Here is a 20,097-nt window from a genome sequence, read left to right on the forward strand (position 1 = left end):
TCTTCAAGGGGCCAATCTAGGTGGTATCACCGAGTAACCAAGTGACATCACCGCTTACGTCTGCCATGGAGCCATCGCTGTACGTGGCGGTTGCAGCTAACTGTTGTGTTTGCCCATTGGCGATTGACACGCTTTTTGGGGTGATATGGAGGGCTGAGATGACGGCTGCGGTGACATTAATGGCGGCTGTGTTGCTGCTTATTCCCTCTTTCTTTGCTGTCACCGTCGTGCTGCCCGGTGTCATGGTTGTCAGCAGACCCGCAGGGGTGATGGTCGCCGTGGCGGTATCATCCGATGACCAGATAACACTGTTCGTTACGTCCACTATGGTGTTGTCGCTGTAGGTGGCGACTGCGGTCAGTGGTTGCGTTTGCCCTTTGGCCAGTGAGACGTTGGCGGGCATTATCTGGAGCTCCGTGATGGTTGCTGCGGTGACATTGATCGCCACCGTATTACTATTTACCCCCTCCATGCTGGCCGTTACTGTGGTTGTGCCCATGTTAATACCCGTTAGCAGACCGGCAGTATCCATGGTGCCAACCGAGGGCTCACTACTTTGCCAAGAAACTAACATCGAGATATCTCGTGAAGCACCATCCGAGTAATATCCGGTTGCAATAAAAGGTTGGATGTTGCCTTTTGCGATAGTCAGCGAGCTTGTGCCCTTTGTGACTATGGGGGAGGGGACTATGGCTATCTGTTCTAGTTTTGTTTCGGTAGTGGGTAAAGATGAACTGTTCTCACATCCACACAGTAATGTGATGATTAAGTAAGAAAATAAAAATAACACCCTTTTAATGTGTGACATGACAAGCCCTTAATGTTTTAACGGTAATGGGGGTAAACCTAAGTTATGCTGCATCCTTGGCTTCTCAGGTATGTAATACTTATTATTGCTGTACCATCACAGTGACTTTCGCGCATGATTAAATCATACCAACTCTTCACCAAATTGGTCTGGTGTGGCATATATTCCTTATTAGGAATGGTTGGCTCTTAATTAAGACGGTTTGTAAATAAAACCAAGAACATTCTTAGTCTTATTTAAGAAATGCCTAGCTATGTCATAGGCTAATTCAATTCAACCAGTAAAATATTGGATACACGGTTATCTCAAGCTGGCTGATTTGGGAAACAACGCCCAACAATGCCCGTTCAAACTACAAACGCTATAAGAAGTGTCTCCTTTGGGTACCTCGTGTTTTGAATGAAGCCCAAAGTATGACAAACTGCCCGCTCATAAACATCTTAGTGTTTAAAGGGAGTTGTTTGCATGGCGACCAAGAGTATTGGTGAGCTGACTCAGGATGAATTTTTGAGGATACTAGGCCCTGACCACGGGAGTTCTAGGGACGGCAGCCGTGTTGTTGTTGGGCGCTCGACCAGAGATAGTTGTGTAAATGTGGTCGATGGAAAGTTACAGGTAAATGGAAGTGACGAGTTCCGTCGTGCAGTTGAGGCAGCCTATGAAGCTAAGAAGACTCCCTCAAGTGGCTTTGGTTCTGCACCTTACCGCCCAGAACCGAAACCAGAACCCGAGCCGACACTCAGTAAGTTGATGCCTAAGACTCAAGAACCAGTCATTGAAGAGTTTGACGTTGGCTACTACTGGAATGAACAGCACCAGAGCAAAGACGCTATCTACAAAAAGCTGTACGGGCCAGAAGCCAACTTCCAGCAACAGTCTATGTTTGAGCGCAATAATGAACATCTTCAGGATATGGTTTTGCCTGGCGAGCTTGTTATTTTGGCTAATGAGCCAAAGACCTTGGCGGAGAAGGATCGGTTGATCCTGCTAAAAACCCAAGCCAAGGAGGCTAGTGAAGGAATCCAGAAACTAACTCCTGCTGAGGCTACTACGTTATATCGGAATTTTGAAATTCTTGATTTCATAAGCACACAAGATCTAACTATGCCCTCCGCAGCATTTGGTGGTGTTAGTAGTGCTGTATCTCAGAGGTTCAAAGACCTGCATGATACAATCAAGCAGATAGACACGTTATATGTGCAACATATAAAAGATGCCAAAGGTGGAAGGCTATCCCCAGCATTCTATGAACAACGGAAAATTCTCTTTAGCAAACTAGATAACAGCCTAGAGAAACTCACCCTAAGGAGTATGAGGATACCGGAGTATAACCAGTTAAAGCATCGCTTAGGGTTGAGTACAAAGTCTCTAACTCATAACTGGCGAACCGTTAGTAGACATGGGGAAGTATCCGCTTTAGGACAACGTTTAAACTCCATGTCCAAGTATGTCAAAGGTGCTGAAAAGATAGGCTATATTGGTGTTGGCCTAGATGCTGTAACTGGATTGAAATCGATAGTTCCAGCTTGTTCAGAGGGTATATCAGAAGAATGTACTGTTATTTCTCTGAGAGAAACGGCAAAAGTATACGGTAGCTACGTTGGTGGTTCATGGGGGGCAACAGCTGGGAGTTCAATTCTTGTTTCAGGGGTCTCCGTTGTGGCTTTAGTTTTAGGCGTGACAGTAAGCGCGCCTGTAATTGCAGTTGCTTCAGTGAGCGGCGCAATAGTTGGTGGGTTCTATGGTGGTTCGGTTGTTGGTGACTTCGCTGGCGATATTTTTGAAACATCAACTAAAGAAATCATACGTATGGTGGGTGAACTGAAATGACAGACCCTATGAGCATAGCAATGATAGTTCGTCTTTGTATGACAGCTCTATTGTTAGTGCTAATTATTAACTCATTGTGTGCTATGTTCTTCATGCATTGTTTAGATAAATATTGGTCATTAAACCCTGAATTGGAGAGCGCCAATCCATATCGAAAACTACACCGATTTCATTTCTATGGAATTCAGACACTACTCAATAAACCGACATTGAAGCCTGTGCCTATGGGGTTGAAATTATGGGTTTGTGTATCGGTTTTAATTGAGGTTTTCGTTATTTTAGTTGTTGGCATTTTATACATCAAGGCAAAGGTATAAATTAAAATAACGACTAGTTTAAGTATATAGCCAACCATGAACAAGTTGGCTATATACTTTACTTGATGTTGACGAGCTATTGAGTGTGCTTATCACTATTTTTACATCACTGACCTTACTGATTTATTTTCCCGCCTAATAACCTTCAGTAACTCTTTCCGCCTATCAGATGCAATAAGCCATCGGACCTCAAAGTAGTAAATAGGTAGCGATAGAAAAATCCAAAACCATCTACTAACTTCAAGTGATATTTTTAGTGGGCTATCAACCACAAGATATACATAAAACATTGATGTAAGAGGAAACAGTATCAAATATGTATTAGCTTGTGATATTTCATCGTATACCAAAGGGGGGCGTTGTTGCCTAAATCAGCCACCAGGATTCGAAAGCACCAGCCCCTGGTGACTGCTACCATTGGGGCTTTCTGACAGGTAGCCCAAGGCTATTCAGCTTGTTTATTGCCTTCACATACGCCATGACTTCTCTCACTTGGCCGTTATAGTTACGCAGACTGATTTTCCCCGTCAGCAACAGCTTGAACCGATACATCGCCGTCTCTGCCAGCGAGCGACGGTGATACCCCGATATCTTCTTCCAGTGCGCCAGCCCTTCCTTGTGCATCATCAGCACCGCGTCATGTCTTGGATGCCCCTTTTTCCAGAACCCCGCGCTCTGGCGAGGCGGGATACAGGCTGTCGCCCCTTTGCGCGAGATAAGCTGATGACTGGCTTTGCTGTCATAGGCGCCATCCGCATAAACATGTCCCAGCTGACGCCGCAGAGGGTTGAGTAAGGTGGGCAACACCTCAGCATCATGGACATTTTCCAGCGAGACTTCCGCCGCCTCGATATCGTGGGTCACCGGGTCTACCGCCAGATGCAACTTGCGCCAGACTCGCCGCTTCTCAGCGCCGTGTTTTCTTACCTTCCACTCGCCTTAACCAAACTCCTTCAGGCCAGTCGAGTCGATAATCTGGTCGGTGATGCGCCCCTTGCTGGGTTGCCGATAGGCCACCGCCACCGTGCGGACGCGCTTGTTGACGCAGCTATAGTCAGGCGCGCACATTCATCAACTCGAACAGGGAGTCAAGTAAGCCTTGTGTTGCTCTCAAGGTGAGGTTGAACACCCCCTTGAGCATCAGAAAGGTAGCGATGGTTTGGTCGGTGTAAAACGGGCTGCGTCCCCGCCGCCCATGACGGTCGTGGTGAAACTAGTTGTTCATGGTAGCGGCATCAACCCAGAAGGTGAGTGAACCACGGTTAATCAATGACTTGTTGTATTTAGGCCAGTTGGTGATGGGGTGAAGCGATGTGCCCATGATGCAGACTTGAAGAAGATGGTGGTGGTTAGATCACCAAGTCCTCAATTAGTTCCATTCAAGCCGCATCGATTTGGGCAACGACGCCACGTTCATCTCAAGCCGGCTGCTCTGGGAAACAACATCGAGGAAACAAAGCCAGGATCGCCATCAGGGATGACGCCGCAGCCGCAACCGTCATACCGGTATCGCCGTAGGAAGAGGTGCAGGGCTTGGTCTGTCTCACCGAGCTGGGGCCGCATCAGGAAAAGCAAAGGGAGCCCATCAGGCTCCCTCGGTGCAAACCGTTGATCATGACCAACGGTATCAGCTCAATGCCAGTCTTAGCGGTTGGTCGCCGCCTTCATCCCCTGCACAAACTCCTTGAGGCGGATCAGCATGTGGGCCGGGTCTTGGTAGTGGGTCTCGATGATCTTGACCACGGCCGAGCCCGAGATGACCCCGGCGGCGCCGGCCTTGATGGCATCACGCACCTGGCTCGGTTCGCTGATGCCAAAGCCGAGCAGGGCGCGCGGCGCATTGAACTCGCGCAGTGTGTTGATGAGCCCCTCGACCGGCATGCCGGCCTTGGTCTCGGCACCGGTGACGCCGGCACGGCTCACCAGGTAGGTGTAACCACGACCCAGCGCGGCCACCTGCTTGAGGGTCTCTTGATCCGCGTTGGGCGGGGCGATGAAGATGCTGTCGATGTTGAAGCGATCGGCGGCGGCCTTGTAGGGCTCGCACATCTCCACCGGCACGTCGGCCACCAGCACCGAGTCGACTCCTGCCTGCTGGCACTTCTCATAGAAGCCATCGATCTTGCGCACATAGACCAGGTTGGCGTAGACCAGCAGCCCGATCGGGAGCGTCGGGTACTTGGCCCGGATGCGACCGATCAGCTCGAAGCAGCGATCCGGGGTGGTACCGCCGGTGAAGGCGCGCAGGGTCGCCCCCTGGATGGTCGGGCCGTCAGCCACCGGATCGGAGAAGGGGATGCCGAGCTCGAGGCCATCGGCGCCCCCCTCGACCAGGGCATCGATGATGGCCAGCGACAGCTCGGGGGTCGGGTCTCCCAGCATCACGAAAGGAACGAAGGCGCCCTGCTTGGCGGCATCGAGACGGTAAAACATATCCGCATAACGGTTCATCACAGGACTCCTTGTTTCTCGAAAATGTCGGCGACGGTGAAGATATCCTTGTCGCCACGGCCGGAGAGGTTGACGATCAGCACCTGCTCCTTTTCGGGCTCACTGCGAGCCATCTTGAGGGCCTGGGCCAGGGCGTGGGAAGACTCCAGCGCCGGGATGATCCCTTCGTGCTTGGCCAGCTCTTGGAAGGCGTCGAGCGCCTCCTGATCGGTGATGGGCACGTACTCGGCGCGGCCGGTGGCAGCCAGATGGGCGTGCTGCGGGCCAACCGAGGGGAAATCAAGGCCGGCAGAGATGGAGTAGGACTCCTGGATCTGCCCCTGATCATCTTGCATCAGGTAGGAGTGCATGCCGAAGAAGACCCCCTGGGTGCCGTAGCCGAGCGGCGCGCCGTGTTCGCCGCTCTCGATACCGTGGCCGCCCGGCTCGACGCCGATCAGGCGTACCGAGGGCTTATCGATGAAGTCGGCAAACATGCCGATGGCGTTCGAGCCGCCGCCGACGCAGGCGATGACGGCGTCGGGCAGTCGCTCTTCTTTCTCGAAGCATTGGGCTCTGGCCTCTTCACCGATCATCTTCTGGAATTCGCGCACGATAGTCGGGAAGGGATGCGGCCCGGCGGCGGTGCCGAGCAGGTAGTGGGAGGTCTCGTAGTTGGCGGCCCAATCGCGCATCGCCTCGTTGCAGGCATCCTTGAGGGTGGAGGAGCCGGAGTGCACCGGGATCACCTCGGCCCCCATCAGACGCATGCGAAACACGTTGGGTTTCTGCCGCTCACAATCCTTGGCACCCATGTAGACGCGGCACTTGAGCCCGAGCAGGGCGCAGGCCAGCGCTGTGGCCACGCCGTGCTGGCCGGCGCCGGTCTCGGCGATGATCTCGCTCTTGCCCATGCGCTTGGCCAGCAGGGCTTGACCCAGCACCTGGTTGGTCTTGTGGGCACCACCGTGCAGCAGATCCTCGCGCTTGAGATAGAGGCGGGTCTTGGTGCCGCGGGTCAGGTTGCGGGTCAGGGTAAGCGGGGTCGGACGGCCGGCGTACTCGGTCAGCAGTTCGCTAAATTCGGCCTGGAAGTCCGGGTCATCCTTGGACTCAACGAAGGCCTTCTCCAGCTGGAGCAGGGCCGGGATGAGGATCTGCGGCACATACATGCCGCCGAACTCGCCGAAAAACGGGTTGAGCAGTGTCATTGTTGTTTTCCTTATCACAATCAAAGTTGTTGCAACTGAGCGAAGGCGGCGGCGAGCTTGGCTGCATCCTTCACGCCGGGGGCGCTTTCGACCCCGGAGTTGAAATCGAGACCGAGGCAGCCCACCCGGGCCGCCTGCAGGGCGTTGTCGGGGTTAAGGCCTCCGGCCAGCATCAGGCGCGACTTGTCGAGCCCATCGAGCAGGTGCCAGTCAAAGGTCACGCCGGTGCCGCCGCTCTGGCCCGCCACCTGGCTGTCGAGCAGCAGGCGGTCGCAGGGGTAGTCGAGCGAGGGCAGCGGCTCACCGGCAGTGACCGGCACCGCCTTCCAGATCTGGCACCCTTCCGGCAGCAGCGGACGCAGGCGGGCGATGAAGAAGGCGTCCTCGTCCCCGTGCAGCTGTACGGCGTGCAGCCCCAGCGCCTCGACCGTCTTGGCGATGGTCTCTGGCTTGGCACCGCGAAACACCCCCACGTAATCGAGCGGGGCGCCTGCCATCACGTCTCGGGCGGCTGGAATGTCGACGTAACGCGGGCTCTTGGCCACGAAAATCAGCCCGCCATAGATGGCGCCAGCCCGGTGGGCGGCGGCGGCATCCTCGGGGCGGGTCAGGCCGCACACCTTGTTCTGACCGAGCACCAGCTTCCTGACCGCCTTGCCCAGATCGGGCTCAGACATCAGGGAGGAGCCGACCAGGAATGCCTTGGCGTGGGGCCGCAGGCTGGCCACCTGGGCACGGTGGTGGATGCCGGACTCGCTCACCACCAGCCGATCGGCCGGGATGCGCTCGGCCAGCTGGCGGGTGCGGTCGAGATCGACGCTCAAGTCGCGCAAGTCCCGGTTGTTGATGCCGATGATGGGGGCCCCGAGGGCGATGGCGCGCTCGGCCTCCTCCTCGTTGCTCACCTCGGTCAGCACCCCGAGCCCCAGCTCGCGGGCGACGGCGTAGAGGGTGCGATACCCCTCGTCGGTCAGCACCGAGAGCATCAGCAAGATGGCGTCGGCCTGATAGTGGCGCGCCAGATAGACCTGGTAGGGGTCGATCATGAAGTCCTTGCACAGGACTGGCTGGTTGACCCGGCTGCGAACCCGCGGCAGGAAGGCAAAATCCCCCTGAAAATAGGGCTCGTCGGTCAGCGCCGAGATGGCCGCGGCATAAGGGGCGTAGGTGTCGGCGATCGCCTCCGGGCTGAAGTCGGCGCGGATCAACCCCTTGGAGGGGGAGGCGCGCTTGCACTCCATGATGAAGCGGGTACCCCCCTGGCGTAGCGCCCCTTCGAAATCGCGATCGCTGCGGGTGAGGCCGGCCTTAAAGCCCTCCAATGGCTCACGGGCCTTGCGCTCCTCCAGCCACTGCTGCTTGGCCGCGACAATCTTGCCGAGGATGGTCTGACTGAGGGAGGGGTGATTGAGCATGCGGTCTTCCTTCTCCATTGATTCCATTACTGTGCTTCCTGCCGGCTCAGGGCAGCGAGATGGGTGACGATAGTGGCGGCCTTGCCCGAGGCCAGCACGGCCAGCACCTGGGCGGCTGCCTCCTTGAGATCCTTGGCCTTGCCGGCCATCAGCAGCAGCGGGGCTACGTTGGCGGCGATGGCGGCGTTGTGGGCCGGCGCGCCGTGACCTTCCAAGATGGCGGCGGTGATGGCGCGGTTCTCGGCCGGCTCGCCGCCACGGATGGCGCTGACCGGATAGGTTTCGAGGCCGAAGTCCGCCGGGGTGAGCATAAATTCACGAATTTCGCCGTCACGGATCTGGGCCACTTGAGTCGGGCCATGGATGGCCACTTCGTCGAGGCCGGCACCATGTACCACCATACCTGTTTTCAGCCCCAAGGCCAGCAAGGTTTCTGCCAGCGGGCGCACCAATTCAGGGGCGTAGACCCCCATCAGCTGGAAGGTGGGGCGGGCCGGATTGATGAGCGGCCCCAGCACGTTGAACAGGGTGCGGGTCTTGAGCGCCTGGCGCACCGGCATGGCGTGGCGCACCCCGGCATGATACTGGGGGGCGAACAGAAAGCAGACCCCGACCTCGTCTAAACAGCGGCGCGACAGCTCGGGGCTCATGTCGAGACGAATGCCCATCTGATCGAGCAGATCGCTCGAGCCGGACTTGCTCGATACCGAGCGGTTGCCGTGCTTGGCGACCTTGAGCCCGCAGGCGGCCGCCACCAGCGCCGAGGTGGTGGAGACGTTGATGGTGTTGAGGCCATCACCGCCGGTGCCGACGATGTCGCAGAAGTCGTAATCCGGGCGCGGGAAGGGGCGCGACTCGGCCAGCAGGGCCTCGGCGGCGCCGGTGATCTCCTCCGGCGTCTCGCCCTTGATCTTGAGGGCGGTGAGCAGGCTGGCCAGCACAATCGGGTCGACCTCGCCACGCACCACCTGACCGAAGGCCTCGCGGGCCGCCTCGCGGGTGAGTGACTGTCCCTGATAGAGGGTGTTGAGATGATGATGCATGGGGTCTCCTTACCGCACACTGCTCTCGGGACGAGTGATGTGGGCGAGCGCCTGGGTCAGCAGACGGGCCCCTTCACTGGTCAGGATGGATTCGGGATGAAACTGGAAGCCGAGCACCCGATCATCGGAGTGCTCGATGGCCATCGGCATGCCCTGGAAGTGGGCGATGACCGTCAGCTCGGCCGGCACATAGGTGGCGACCAGCGAGTGGTAGCGCGCCACCGGCAGCGGGCTGGGCAGGCCGGCAAACGGGCCGTGGCCACTGTGCTCGATGAGGGAGCGCTTGCCGTGGACAATCTCGTTGGCGGCGCCGACCGTGCCGCCATAGGCCTGACACAGGGCCTGATGACCGAGGCAGATGCCGAGGATCGGCAGCTTGCCGCGGGCCAGCTGGATCAGCTCGATGAGGCAGCCGGCCTCGGTCGGAGCGCCCGGCCCCGGCGAGAGCACCAGCACGGCGCTGCCTTCGCAGGCGTCAATCTCGGCCATGATGCGCTCGGCCGGCAGGCTGTTGCGATAGATGCGCACCGGATAGCCGAGGGTGCGGAACTGATCCACCAGGTTGTAGGTAAAGGAGTCGAAGTTATCGAGCAGGAAGATATTGGTCATGAGACGGCTCCTTATCGGTCGGTGGCGCTGAGCGCTTGCAGTGAGGTGCCGTGGCTGGCAGCGATGGCCGCCAGCACAGCGGCGGCTTTCACCCGGGTCTCGTCGGCTTCGGCCTGCGGCTTGGAGTCAAACACCACGCCGGCGCCGGCCTGAACATGGGCGATCCCGTCCTTGACGAAGGCCGAGCGGATGACGATGCAGGTGTCCATCTCGCCGTCCCCGGTGAGATAACCCACGGCGCCGCCGTAGCTGCCACGCCGTTTCCCCTCCACTAGGCGGATCAGCTCGCTGGCGCGGATCTTGGGGGCGCCGGTTAGGGTGCCCATGTTCATGCAGGCCTGGTAGGCGTGCAGGGCGTCGAGATCGGCGCGCAGTGTGCCCACCACGCGGGAGACCAGGTGCATCACATGGCTGTAGCGATCCACCTTGAGCAGATCTTTAACGTAGCGGCTGCCCGGCTCGCTGATGCGGGCGATGTCGTTACGGCCAAGGTCGACCAGCATCAGGTGCTCGGCCACCTCTTTCTCGTCCTGGCGCAGCTCCAGCTCGAGGCGACCGTCCATGTCGAGGTTGATGCTGTCATCTGGGTTGAGGCCACGGCGGCGGGTGCCGGCGATGGGGTACATCTCCACCTGGCGGCTGCGGGCGCTGAATTTCACCGCGCTCTCGGGGGAGGCGCCAAACAGGGTGAAGGCCTCATCCTGCACATAGAACATGTAAGGGCTGGGGTTGGTCTGCTTGAGGCGGCGATAGGCGGCCAGCGGGGAGGGGCAGGGCAGGGAGAAGCTGCGTGAAGGCACCACCTGGAAGATGTCGCCCTGGCGGATGAAGCCCTTGAGGCGCTCCACCTCGGCGCAGAAGTGGTTATCTTCCTTGTCGACCTGCACGGGGCCTGTGATAACCGGGGCGGCCAGCTCGGGGGCTGGGGCACTGGCGCAGGCGGCCTTGAGTTCACCGATGCGGGCCGACAGACGGCGGTAGCTGGTGGCGACGCTCTCGCCCCCGAACACGCAGGCCTGGATCTTGGTGCTCTGCACCTGGTGATCGATGGTGATGAGGCTCTCGGCCACATAGAAGCAGAAATCGGGGCAGCTGTTGTTCCCCTGCGGCACGGTGGGCAGATCCTCGTAGGCGGCGATCAGGTCATAGGCGAAGGTGCCGCCGAGAAACAGGCTGCGCGGCTCCTGCTCGGTCTCAAGGCTGGTGACCAGCTGGCGCAGGGCATCGAGCACCCCCACCGCCTTGAGGCGGCTGTCTTCGTCCTGCTCGCGCTCGGCGCGCGGGAAGGTGAGGGTCAGATCATTGGCGCCGGTTCGGCTGCGGATCACGGCGGCGGGCAACTGCTCGTCGAGCAGCTGCTGCAACGGCTCGCCGTTGGGGGTCAGGGCGCGCACCGTGACGGTCTGGTCGCGGCACTCGAGGCGCAGGCAGGCATCGACCAGCAGCAGGCTCTGGGTGCCGGTCTTGCTGTCGATCTCGGCCGATTCGAGCATCAGGGTGTTGGGGCGCTCACCGCACAGGGTGCGGTAGAGGGCGAGCGGGTCGGCCACATAGGGGGCCGCGAGCCGCAGGGTTTCAAACTTGCCGAGGGGCAGTGTGGTCATGGTTTGCGTCCTTTCAATCACAGATGGCGGCCGGCGGCCTGCACAAAGGGGGTCAGTTCGGCCACCAGCCGGCGAAACAGGGGCTCGGTCAGCGCCTGATGGCCATCGGAGAGGGCCTCGGCCGGGTTGAGGTGGGCCTCGACTATGATGCCGTCGGCTCCCACGGCGGCGGCGGCGCGCGACAGCGGGATCACCAGCTCGCGGATACCGGTGCCGTGGCTCGGGTCGACCAGCACCGGCAGGTGGCTCTTTTGCTTGAGCAGGGCCACGGCGTTGAGATCTAGGGTGTTGCGGGTGGCGGTCTCGAAGGTGCGGATGCCACGTTCGCACAAGATGATGCGGGGGTTGCCGGCGGCGTAGATGTATTCGGCGGCCAGCAGCAGCTCTTCGATGGTGGCCGACAGGCCGCGCTTGAGCAGCACCGGCTTGCCGCACTGGCCGACGGCGGTGAGCAGGCGGAAGTTTTGCATGTTGCGTGCGCCGATTTGCAGGCAGTCGACGTATTGGCACATCAGTGCCACGTCGCTGGCATCCATCACCTCGGAGACGGTGGGCAGGCCAAACTCGCGGTTGGCCTCGGCCAGCAGCTTCAGCCCCTCTTCCCCTAGCCCCTGAAAGCCGTAGGGGCTGGTGCGCGGCTTGAAGGCGCCGCCGCGCAGGGCCTGGGCGCCACACTCCTTGACCATGGCCGCCACCGCACGCAGCTGCTCGCGGGACTCCACCGAGCAGGGGCCGGCGATGAGGGCGAAACTGTCGCCACCGACGGTGAGGTTGCCGATGCGAACCTGGCTGTCGTGGGGGTGCAGCTCGCGGCTCACCAGCTTGTATTTAGAGAGGATCGGCTTGACCGACTCGACCATGGGGTCGGCCTCGAGGTTGAGGCGCTCGAGCACGCGTTCGTCACCGAGGGCACCGAGGACGATGCGCTCGGCCCCCGGCAAATAGAGCGGTTTGAGGCCGGTTTGTTCGATATGGGCCAGCAGGGTCTTGGCGTCGCTTTCGCTGGCGTGCGGCTTGAGAACGATGATCATGACGTGATTCCTTGAAATTGACTCTTAAAAAATTAACTAAATCAGTGTGTTGATACTTATTTGTCGGGGTGGCGCCATCGCCAGGTCAGTTTCATCGGTTTCATCGTCAGTCCATTTGCCGGATAATAAAAAAGCCCGCTGGTGTCAGCGGGCTTTTTTGGGTTCTTTATCTGCTGTCAGGTTTTCAGGTACAGCAACGACCACACGCCCGCTAGGAGGGAGTGTGCCACCACCAGATCAGGTTCGGGGTGTAAGTCGTTGTCATGATGCGATAACCCGTTTCATTGTTGCAGAAGTGCTTACAGTAAAACGATATTCCGGCAATCAAGTCAAGCCGATTTTTCGTTACCTGCGTTCACCACACGGAGCCGTTGCCCCCTTGCGATTCGATCTTCACTCCCATACCACCGCCTCGGATGGTCACCTCTCCCCTTGTGAACTGGTGCGCCGCGCCGCCGAAAAAGGGGTCGAGGTGTTAGCCATCACTGACCACGACACCCTTGCCGGGCTTGACGAAGCTGCCGCTACCATCGCGGCCGAGTCGCTGCCGCTGCGTCTGGTGAGCGGCGTCGAAATCTCGACCGGCTGGGAGCACCACGAGATCCACGTGGTGGGGATCGGGGTCGCCGTGGATAACGCCACGCTGGTCGCCTTTTTGGCCGAGCAAGGGCGCCGGCGCCGCGAGCGAGCCGAAGAGATGGGGATTCGCCTGGAGAAGTGCGGCATCCCTGGCGCCTACGAGGGGGCCAAACGGCTGGCCGGCAGTGGTGAGGTGACCCGTGCCCACTTCGCCCGCTACCTGGTGGAGGTCGGAGTGGCCGACTCGATGCAGAAGGTGTTCAAGAAGTATTTGAGCCGTGGCAACAAGGGCTATGTGCCGGCCCAGTGGCCCGAGATGGCGGCAGCGATTGCCGCCATTCACGCTGCGGGCGGGCGCGCCGTGCTGGCCCACCCGACCCGCTACGATCTCTCGACCAAGTGGCTCAAGCGGTTGCTGGTCGCCTTCAAGGGAGCCGGCGGCGATGCCATGGAGGCTTGCCTGCCCCAGCAGAGCCCAAGCGAGCGGGCCAACCTCGGCCAGTGGGCCGAGGAGCATGAGCTACTGATCTCGGTCGGGTCGGATTTCCACTTTTCCCAGCCCTGGCTGGAGCTGGGTCGTGGCCTGTGGCTGCCCAAGCGGGGCCGGCCGCTGTGGCTGGCCTATCCCGAGCTGTTCGGGCTGACCGCCGCCGATTTCGCTGTGGCGGATGCAACCCCTTGAAAAGGGGAGCACAATAGCGATTCGTGGATCCGCTCGCGGCGAGCGGCCGGATCCTTCGTTGGCAGCCTCTGGCTGCCCCATTGCGTGAGCAATCGCCGGGGTTATCCCGGGAGGTATTCATGAGCCAGTATTTCTACATTCATCCCGAAAACCCGCAGGTGCGTCTCATCACCCAGGCGGTGCAGATCCTCAAAAGTGGCGGCGTCATCGTCTACCCGACCGACTCGGGCTACGCCCTCGGCTGCCAGATGGGGGACAAGGGGGCGCTCGAGCGCATCTGCCGCATCCGCCGCATCGAGGCGGATCACGACTTCACCCTGGTGTGCCGCGATCTCTCCGAGCTTGCCACCTACGCTCGGGTCGACAATGGCGCGTTTCGTCTCATCAAGAACAACACGCCGGGGGCCTATACCTTCATCTTCAAGGCGACCAAGGAAGTGCCGCGCCGCCTGATGAACGAGAAGAAGAAGACCATCGGCATCCGGGTGCCGGCCAACAACATCTCGCTAGCCCTGCTCGAGGCGCTCGGCGAGCCGCTGCTCTCCACCACCCTGATCCTGCCCGGCTCCGAGATGGCCGAGTACGATCCGCAAGAGATCAACGACAAGCTCGGCAAGCTGCTCGATCTGGTGATCGACGGCGGTTACCTCGGTGAGCAGCCCACCACCGTCATCGATTTCTCCGACGACGAGGCGGTGATCCGTCGCCGCGGCGCAGGGGACCCGACCCCCTTCGAGTGATGAGTGCACCGATCGCCCTGGTCGAGGGCCGGCCCTATACCGAGCTGCCGCAGGATCTCTTCATCCCGCCCGATGCGCTCGAGGTGTTTCTCGATACCTTCGAGGGGCCCCTCGATCTGCTGCTCTACCTCATCCGGCGCCAGCAGCTCGACATCCTCAACCTGCCGATCGTCGAGATCACCGCCCAGTACATGGAGTACGTGGAGCTGATGCGCGGCCTCAACCTGGAGCTGGCGGCCGAGTACCTGCTGATGGCGGCCTGGCTGGCCGAGATCAAGTCGCGTCTGCTGCTGCCACGGGCACCCGAGCTGGAAGAGGAAGAAGGGGAGGATCCGCGAGTGGCGCTGGTGCGCCGGTTGCAGGAGTATGAACGCTACAAGGTGGCGGCCGAGGCGGTGGACGCCTTGCCACGCCTGGAGCGGGAGATTTTTGTCGCCAGCGCCCTGCCACCGGATTTTGGCGATCTCAAGCCGCTTGCCCCCGACGTCGGCCTGATTGAACTCGCCTTGACCATGCAAAGTGTGGTAAAATGCGCGGTTCATTTTGAACATCACCAGATAAGGCGCGAACAGATCCCGACCCGGGTGCGCATGGCCGAGATCCTCGCCATGCTGGCCCCTGGCGTGACGCTGCGCTTTGATCGGGTGCTGCGGGCCGATGAGGGGCGCATGGGGGTGCTGGTCACCTTCCTCGCCCTGCTTGAGCTGTGCAAGGAGTCGATGATCTGGCTGCTGCAAGCCGAGCCGCTTGGCCCCGTCCACTTTGCCCTGGCCGCCGGCCAGCACGACGCGGAGCATGACCATGGCCCTGCCCACTGAGCGGCTCAAGCACCTCATCGAGGCGGCCCTGCTGGTGGCCGGCCGGCCCCTTGGCGTGAGCGAACTCAAGGGCAGCGTGCTGGCCGACTACCCGGTCACGCCGCGCTACGTGCAGCTGCTGCTGGCCGAATTGAAGGCCGACTATGAGGGGCGCGGCGTCGAGCTGAAAGAGGTCGCCTCTGGCTGGCGCTTTCAGGCCCGTCAGGAGTATGCCGAGGAGCTGGCCCGGCTGTGGAGCGAGCGGGCTCCACGCTACTCGCGCGCCGTGATGGAGACGCTGACCCTGATCGCCTATCGTCAGCCGATCACCCGCGCCGAAATTGAAGCCATCCGCGGTGTGGCGGTCTCGACCCAGATCGTGACCACCTTAAAAGAGCGTGGCTGGGTGCGCGGCATCGGTCACAAAGAGGTGCCCGGCCGCCCCGAGCTGCTTGCCACCACCCGCGAGTTTCTCGACTATTTCAATTTGAAGAGCCTGGATCAGCTCCCCGAGCTGGACGAGGTAGGAACCCCGTTGTCGGCATCACTGGCCGAGAGCGTTCAACAATCAGGTAAACCCGATGAGTGAAAAACTGCAAAAAGTGCTGGCCCGTGCGGGTCACGGCTCCCGTCGTGAGATGGAGGCCCTGATCACCGAGGGTCGGGTGAGTGTGGATGGCAAGGCCGCCACACTAGGAGATCGCGTCGAATCCAACGCCGTGATCCGGATCGATGGCCATGTGGTCAAGACCAAGCCTGCTGACGAACTGATCTGCCGCGTGCTCGCCTACCACAAGCCGGAAGGGGAGATGTGTACCCGCCACGATCCGGAGGGGCGCCCGACCGTGTTCGATCGCCTGCCGATCCTCTCCGAGGGGCGCTGGATTGCCGTCGGCCGCCTCGACGTCAACACCTCCGGCCTGCTGCTCTTCACCACCGACGGTGAGCTGGCCAACCGCCTGATGCACCCGAGCCACGAAGTGGAGCGCGAGTACGCGGTGCGGGTATTTGGCGAGGTGAACGAAGCCATGTTGCAGCGCCTGCGCAAAGGGGTGCAGCTCGAAGATGGCATGGCCAAGTTCAACAAGATCAAGCCGGCCGGCGGCGAGGGGTTGAACCAGTGGTTCAACGTCACCCTGACCGAGGGCCGTAACCGCGAGGTGCGCCGCCTGTGGGAGTCCCAGGAGGTGCAGGTGAGCCGCCTGATGCGCGTGCGCTATGGCGACGTGAAGCTCGATCGCGGTGTGCCGCGTGGCGGCTGGCAGGAGCTGAAACTGACCGAGGTGAACTACCTGCGCTCCCTGGTCGGCATGCAGCCCGAGACCGAGTCCAAGGTTGACGTGCACGCCGACAGCAAGGGCAGCCGCCACAAGCAGGCCGCCCAGATCCGCCGCGCCGTCAAGCGCCACAAGGAGCTGCAATCGGCCGGCGGCCGTGCCCGCACCCCGGCCTCGCGCCGCCGCCCCTCGACCCGCAACTCGGGCGGCAGCAAGTAAGCGCTGGCATCAGGCTGAAAAAAAGCCCGTCGTATGACGGGCTTTTTTGTGGGCGCTCGGCCATGGCTCTTCTCTTAATATGGCGCTGCCGCATAAGACTCGAAGGCTTTCGCCTTCGATAGGGTTTCGCCCACCCTTCGAGCTGTGGCGAACAACTTTTCTGTGCGTGGCCAAAGAAAAGTCACCAATCGAGCGGTTATCCCCGGCAAGTTGTCTACTGCGTGTATTCCCTCAACTCACCTCGGCATCTTGTTGGGGGCTGCAATACCGTGCCCGCCTGTGACTGGGGTGGCAGATTGGGCTCTGTTGACCGTTACGCGGCACTCAAAATAGTGGGTGTCCCAATTTGGTGTTTAGCCGTTTGTTAGAGCCATTTTTTGTGGCTCCGTCTTTTCTTTTTACCTCGTAAGTACACAACACATACAAAGAGAACCAAAAACCAGAAAACTACAGGTAATGCTTACAATGAAAGCAGTGCCATCAAAGCATGATAATATATGATTAAGCCAATGGCTGTAGGTATAGCACCTGCAATTGCTCTGTAAATACTGTGTATTACGAAACCAAATTCATGTAAAAGCCTATGTGCAGCATTATAGAAACAGGATATTTGTTCTTTGGTTTTTAAACGTGTTTTTGATGTTGAAAATGAATAAATATAATAAGTGAAAGTAAAAAATAGACAAATATGCAATCACTTGGGTTAAGTGCTGAACGACCTTGTATAATATTTTAATTGGGATTTAACTTAACTGCTATAAATAATGGAAATAAACCAATCAGTAGGATAATCATAATTTACGATATCAATAGATTAAGTATACTCATGGTACCTCCTTGATCTAACGTAAAGTTCACCTGCGACATGAAACGCCCGACACAGCTAGGCGCGGGCGTTTTGGAGCATCAGGTGCAACGACTAGTTATGCTTTTCGCATGTTTCAGATCTGTTGGCGCTCGGACAGATAATTGAACCCTTCAGAGAGAAACTACCACCGAGTTTATTACATGAATCACACATAGGAACAATACGTTCACCGATGACATTAGGGTTAATCACATGCGCACCAAGTGTGGCAGTATTTGAACATCCTGACACTGAGCAAGAAGTTGGCCATTGTTTATTGGCAAAAATTCACCCAATGGTTTTTCCATGAGCCGCATTTGCACACTCTTTCAGCTGTGCCTACTTTATTTTTCCAATCATCATTAGGTAATGTCATTTTTACTCCTTTTAAAAGATTAATGTTTATGAGGATCTTGGTCTTTTAATGATTGTCTTTGTCTATATTTTCCCTTCTCAATTGTTGATAACAAGTTTTGTTTCTTGATTCTGCTAATTTATCCTGTTCGTTCTACTGCATTTTATTCATTGTTAAAATGTTCAGGTAAATGCTGATTGTTATTTTATTTAATATCGCAATCTCCCTTTCATTATGTGGTACTATGTGAGTACTTGTCGTTGCTACGCATTATTTACCTTCTGTAGTTAGATGACTTGAGTTGCAGAAGTTGGGGAAAGCAAGAGAGTTTCAATACTTAACTATTAAGTTAATGGCCTACTTTAGCCGCTTCCAAGTGAGTGAAGCGAACGACTTGAACCATTTGTTATGGATAAATTTTACGGGCAAGCTGTTTGTAAGGATCAATTCCCTTCACCATAGAGTCGATCTCGCTCTCAATGTATGTGTAAAGAGTGCCTCCACGTTCAGCTACGATTGTAGGTGCATTACCTCTTCCTTTAGCATGCTTGTACAGAGTAATTACAGCGCAACGATCAAATCGATAGAAACTAGAAACAGGAGTTTCATCGTGAATCCATATACTGAAGTCAATTTTTTTATTTGTTATGGATGTAAATAGAGATTTATATTCTGTGATGGCTTGCCTGATTCTTCCTTCCATAGTAGCTGCATCATTTGCATTAAAACGCTTTGCAAGGTCTTTCATTATTTCTTTGTTGTCTGGATCAGGTACTATTAGCCTAATTCTACTGTTCTTCTTTGATGCTAAAATTCTCAAATCTTCCTCAAATGTGGCTCTCCAGGTATTTGCATAGCAAACGAAAATATCAAGCCGTTCGGAAGAACGGATAATTTTTGCAAAATCAGGACCTCGTACAGGGTTTAGAGAAACGCCGATAACACCGACAGTACGAAGATCTTCTGCCAAGCCTGTTTTGGCTAAAAGCTCATCAAGGAACGCTCGCTTTGAAAAAAGCTCCCAGAGCATTGCAATAGAAACGGATGCTATTAATAGTGCTCCGAAATTTGATATGACATATTTAGACCACAAGTATCCTTCGAGGAAAGTAATTATCTCTCCTGCTATTAAACATAATGCTCCTACAATGAAAATAATTGCAGATGCAATGTAGGTTCGCAGATTTGTTATTTGTTTTAATTGGCGTTTCACAGTCTGAACATCCTTTTCCATAACGTTTTGTTAAAGAGCTGCCTTGAACCAGTTATTATATTTTTGAGAACATCTGATTAATTTTCTCCCTATCGTAGTTCAGTATCCACTCGTTATGACTTTTATATAAAGACAATAGTGTTTCTCTTTTTAGCGCCACTACATCCATACCTCGGTCGTCGTATAGATACAGCACAAGACCTTTGGTGTGGTTTATGAAATAACATTCACCTAACATCGATGGTTTTCTTGATTTAAAGTCAATATTTATTAAAGCTAACAAGATTTTATTGATGTTTATATCTTCAGTTGTTAGTCTGTGTATCGTGGCTCGGTGCCAGTATTCACATTTGTAATTGAAATTTTCAGAATATATTTCTCTGTGTTTAGAGAATAAAATTTCTTTTGGTTTTCTTATTTGACGAAGAAGATAGCAATTTTTCTTGATTTTCCTTCTTCCGTCAGAAAATATTTGATAGGCAATTGATATATTATCTGAAGGTGTAAAGGCAGCGTTAAATATTCCTCGTGCCCTTTCTAGGGCAATGTTGAAATATTCTTCATTCAGTTGACGTTCTTCTTGGTTGGCCCAGATGCCAATGTCAGCTGGGCCAATCTCAAATCTTAATCCAAATGGATTGTTATAGAACAAAGGCCTCTCTAGCTTGATATTGTCTTGGCTCACGCGTACCAATCTCCTTTGGCAAATATAAGAGTGATTAAATGGAAAGCGGTACTAATTTGTTAACAGAGTTGTCCATATTGCTCCGCCACATTTTTATCACCGCCAAGTAAAAATCATCTTCATACATACTGGGCCAAGGCTTTGCCGGCGTTATCAGCCCATTGGGATAAGCGGCGCTTTAACGTGATCGCACCTTCCCAAGTCGCATCCACGCTACCGCCCCTGAATTTCAGCCTTCACTCTGCTGCGCTTGACCGGCGATGTCGTGCTGGCTGGGCTCATGGGTGACACCAATGAGGTGGTTGCCAAACGGCTATGTTAGCGAGCGGGCGGGGGGAGGGAAGCAGGAGATCGTCATTTTCTGAGCGAGTTCAACAAATTTATCAGTAGGGGGTGGGCAGAGGG

General features: G+C 56.7%; 16 protein-coding genes and 1 pseudogene. 6 read left to right on the forward strand and 11 right to left on the reverse strand.

What is annotated here, in order from left to right:
• Positions 1-16 precede the first annotated feature (16 nt).
• On the reverse strand, positions 17-808 hold the full coding sequence (locus tag BN1134_RS19500; protein ID WP_084214870.1) for an Ig-like domain-containing protein: 792 nt from the start codon (positions 806-808) through the stop codon (positions 17-19).
• Between the two features lie 465 nt (positions 809-1,273).
• Here BN1134_RS19500 and BN1134_RS19505 point away from each other — a divergent pair, with 465 nt between their 5' ends.
• Positions 1,274-2,638 carry a hypothetical protein gene (locus tag BN1134_RS19505; protein ID WP_084214871.1) on the forward strand — a complete coding sequence of 455 codons (1,365 nt, stop codon included), beginning with the start codon at positions 1,274-1,276 and terminating at the stop codon, positions 2,636-2,638.
• 728 nt (positions 2,639-3,366) lie between these two features.
• On the opposite strand, the pseudogene BN1134_RS18715 reads toward BN1134_RS19505, so the two are convergent.
• The 8 genes and pseudogenes from BN1134_RS18715 to aroF form a co-directional block, all read right to left on the reverse strand.
• A pseudogene (locus BN1134_RS18715) lies at positions 3,367-4,276 on the reverse strand (IS5 family transposase).
• Between the two features lie 323 nt (positions 4,277-4,599).
• On the reverse strand, positions 4,600-5,406 hold the full coding sequence (gene trpA, locus BN1134_RS18720) for a tryptophan synthase subunit alpha (protein ID WP_042049073.1): 807 nt from the start codon (positions 5,404-5,406) through the stop codon (positions 4,600-4,602).
• Entirely contained in the window at positions 5,406-6,596 is a 1,191-nt protein-coding gene (gene trpB / locus BN1134_RS18725; RefSeq protein WP_042049074.1) for a tryptophan synthase subunit beta, read from the reverse strand. Before trpB ends, trpA begins: the two co-directional genes overlap by 1 nt.
• A gap of 20 nt (positions 6,597-6,616) precedes the next feature.
• Positions 6,617-8,029 (reverse strand): bifunctional indole-3-glycerol-phosphate synthase TrpC/phosphoribosylanthranilate isomerase TrpF, encoded by a 1,413-nt coding sequence (gene trpCF / locus BN1134_RS18730; RefSeq protein WP_042049076.1) that lies wholly within the window; start codon positions 8,027-8,029, stop codon positions 6,617-6,619.
• Between the two features lie 8 nt (positions 8,030-8,037).
• Positions 8,038-9,054 carry an anthranilate phosphoribosyltransferase gene (gene trpD, locus BN1134_RS20255; protein WP_042049078.1) on the reverse strand — a complete coding sequence of 339 codons (1,017 nt, stop codon included), beginning with the start codon at positions 9,052-9,054 and terminating at the stop codon, positions 8,038-8,040.
• 9 nt (positions 9,055-9,063) lie between these two features.
• A complete protein-coding gene (locus BN1134_RS20260) occupies positions 9,064-9,663 on the reverse strand; it encodes an aminodeoxychorismate/anthranilate synthase component II (protein ID WP_042049080.1) in 600 nt (199 codons plus the stop codon).
• Between the two features lie 11 nt (positions 9,664-9,674).
• Positions 9,675-11,267, reverse strand: a complete 1,593-nt coding sequence (locus tag BN1134_RS18745) for an anthranilate synthase component 1 (RefSeq protein ID WP_042049081.1) — start codon at positions 11,265-11,267, stop codon at positions 9,675-9,677.
• Between the two features lie 17 nt (positions 11,268-11,284).
• On the reverse strand, positions 11,285-12,298 hold the full coding sequence (aroF, locus tag BN1134_RS18750) for a 3-deoxy-7-phosphoheptulonate synthase (RefSeq protein WP_042049082.1): 1,014 nt from the start codon (positions 12,296-12,298) through the stop codon (positions 11,285-11,287).
• Positions 12,299-12,677: 379 nt separating this feature from the next.
• Here aroF and rnm point away from each other — a divergent pair, with 379 nt between their 5' ends.
• From rnm to rluB, 5 genes are all read left to right on the forward strand, one after another.
• Entirely contained in the window at positions 12,678-13,559 is an 882-nt protein-coding gene (rnm, locus tag BN1134_RS18755) for an RNase RNM (protein ID WP_042049083.1), read from the forward strand.
• Positions 13,560-13,678: 119 nt separating this feature from the next.
• On the forward strand, positions 13,679-14,299 hold the full coding sequence (locus BN1134_RS18760; RefSeq protein WP_042049085.1) for an L-threonylcarbamoyladenylate synthase: 621 nt from the start codon (positions 13,679-13,681) through the stop codon (positions 14,297-14,299).
• On the forward strand, positions 14,299-15,117 hold the full coding sequence (locus BN1134_RS18765) for a segregation and condensation protein A (protein WP_042049086.1): 819 nt from the start codon (positions 14,299-14,301) through the stop codon (positions 15,115-15,117). The genes BN1134_RS18760 and BN1134_RS18765 overlap by 1 nt, the downstream gene beginning before the upstream one ends.
• Positions 15,101-15,685 (forward strand): SMC-Scp complex subunit ScpB, encoded by a 585-nt coding sequence (gene scpB, locus BN1134_RS18770; RefSeq protein ID WP_042049087.1) that lies wholly within the window; start codon positions 15,101-15,103, stop codon positions 15,683-15,685. Before BN1134_RS18765 ends, scpB begins: the two co-directional genes overlap by 17 nt.
• Complete coding sequence (gene rluB, locus BN1134_RS18775) at positions 15,678-16,592, forward strand: 23S rRNA pseudouridine(2605) synthase RluB (RefSeq protein WP_042049088.1); 915 nt, start codon at positions 15,678-15,680, stop codon at positions 16,590-16,592. The genes scpB and rluB overlap by 8 nt, the downstream gene beginning before the upstream one ends.
• Positions 16,593-18,200: 1,608 nt before the next feature.
• Here rluB and BN1134_RS19865 read toward each other — a convergent pair.
• Positions 18,201-19,007: a hypothetical protein gene (locus BN1134_RS19865; protein WP_156991878.1), complete on the reverse strand. Its 807-nt coding sequence runs from the start codon at positions 19,005-19,007 to the stop codon at positions 18,201-18,203.
• A gap of 55 nt (positions 19,008-19,062) precedes the next feature.
• The gene (locus BN1134_RS19510) at positions 19,063-19,692 is read right to left on the reverse strand and encodes a DUF3885 domain-containing protein (RefSeq protein ID WP_084214872.1); all 630 of its coding nucleotides are present in this window, start codon (positions 19,690-19,692) and stop codon (positions 19,063-19,065) included.
• Positions 19,693-20,097 lie beyond the last annotated feature (405 nt).

It is taken from the genome of Aeromonas simiae (assembly GCF_000820125.1).
Lineage (GTDB): Bacteria > Pseudomonadota > Gammaproteobacteria > Enterobacterales > Aeromonadaceae > Aeromonas > Aeromonas simiae.

Excerpts from the sequence above, each read along its gene's own strand:
- trpCF (WP_042049076.1), bottom strand. The coding sequence starts at position 8,029 with ATGGAGAAGGAAGACCGCATGCTCAATCACCCCTCCCTCAGTCAGACC.
- rluB (WP_042049088.1), top strand. The coding sequence starts at position 15,678 with ATGAGTGAAAAACTGCAAAAAGTGCTGGCCCGTGCGGGTCACGGCTCC.
- BN1134_RS19500 (WP_084214870.1), bottom strand. The coding sequence starts at position 808 with ATGTCACACATTAAAAGGGTGTTATTTTTATTTTCTTACTTAATCATC.
- BN1134_RS18765 (WP_042049086.1), top strand. The coding sequence starts at position 14,299 with ATGAGTGCACCGATCGCCCTGGTCGAGGGCCGGCCCTATACCGAGCTG.
- BN1134_RS18760 (WP_042049085.1), top strand. The coding sequence starts at position 13,679 with ATGAGCCAGTATTTCTACATTCATCCCGAAAACCCGCAGGTGCGTCTC.
- trpD (WP_042049078.1), bottom strand. The coding sequence starts at position 9,054 with ATGCATCATCATCTCAACACCCTCTATCAGGGACAGTCACTCACCCGC.
- BN1134_RS18745 (WP_042049081.1), bottom strand. The coding sequence starts at position 11,267 with ATGACCACACTGCCCCTCGGCAAGTTTGAAACCCTGCGGCTCGCGGCC.
- aroF (WP_042049082.1), bottom strand. The coding sequence starts at position 12,298 with ATGATCATCGTTCTCAAGCCGCACGCCAGCGAAAGCGACGCCAAGACC.
- trpB (WP_042049074.1), bottom strand. The coding sequence starts at position 6,596 with ATGACACTGCTCAACCCGTTTTTCGGCGAGTTCGGCGGCATGTATGTG.
- scpB (WP_042049087.1), top strand. The coding sequence starts at position 15,101 with ATGGCCCTGCCCACTGAGCGGCTCAAGCACCTCATCGAGGCGGCCCTG.
- trpA (WP_042049073.1), bottom strand. The coding sequence starts at position 5,406 with ATGAACCGTTATGCGGATATGTTTTACCGTCTCGATGCCGCCAAGCAG.
- BN1134_RS19505 (WP_084214871.1), top strand. The coding sequence starts at position 1,274 with ATGGCGACCAAGAGTATTGGTGAGCTGACTCAGGATGAATTTTTGAGG.
- BN1134_RS20260 (WP_042049080.1), bottom strand. The coding sequence starts at position 9,663 with ATGACCAATATCTTCCTGCTCGATAACTTCGACTCCTTTACCTACAAC.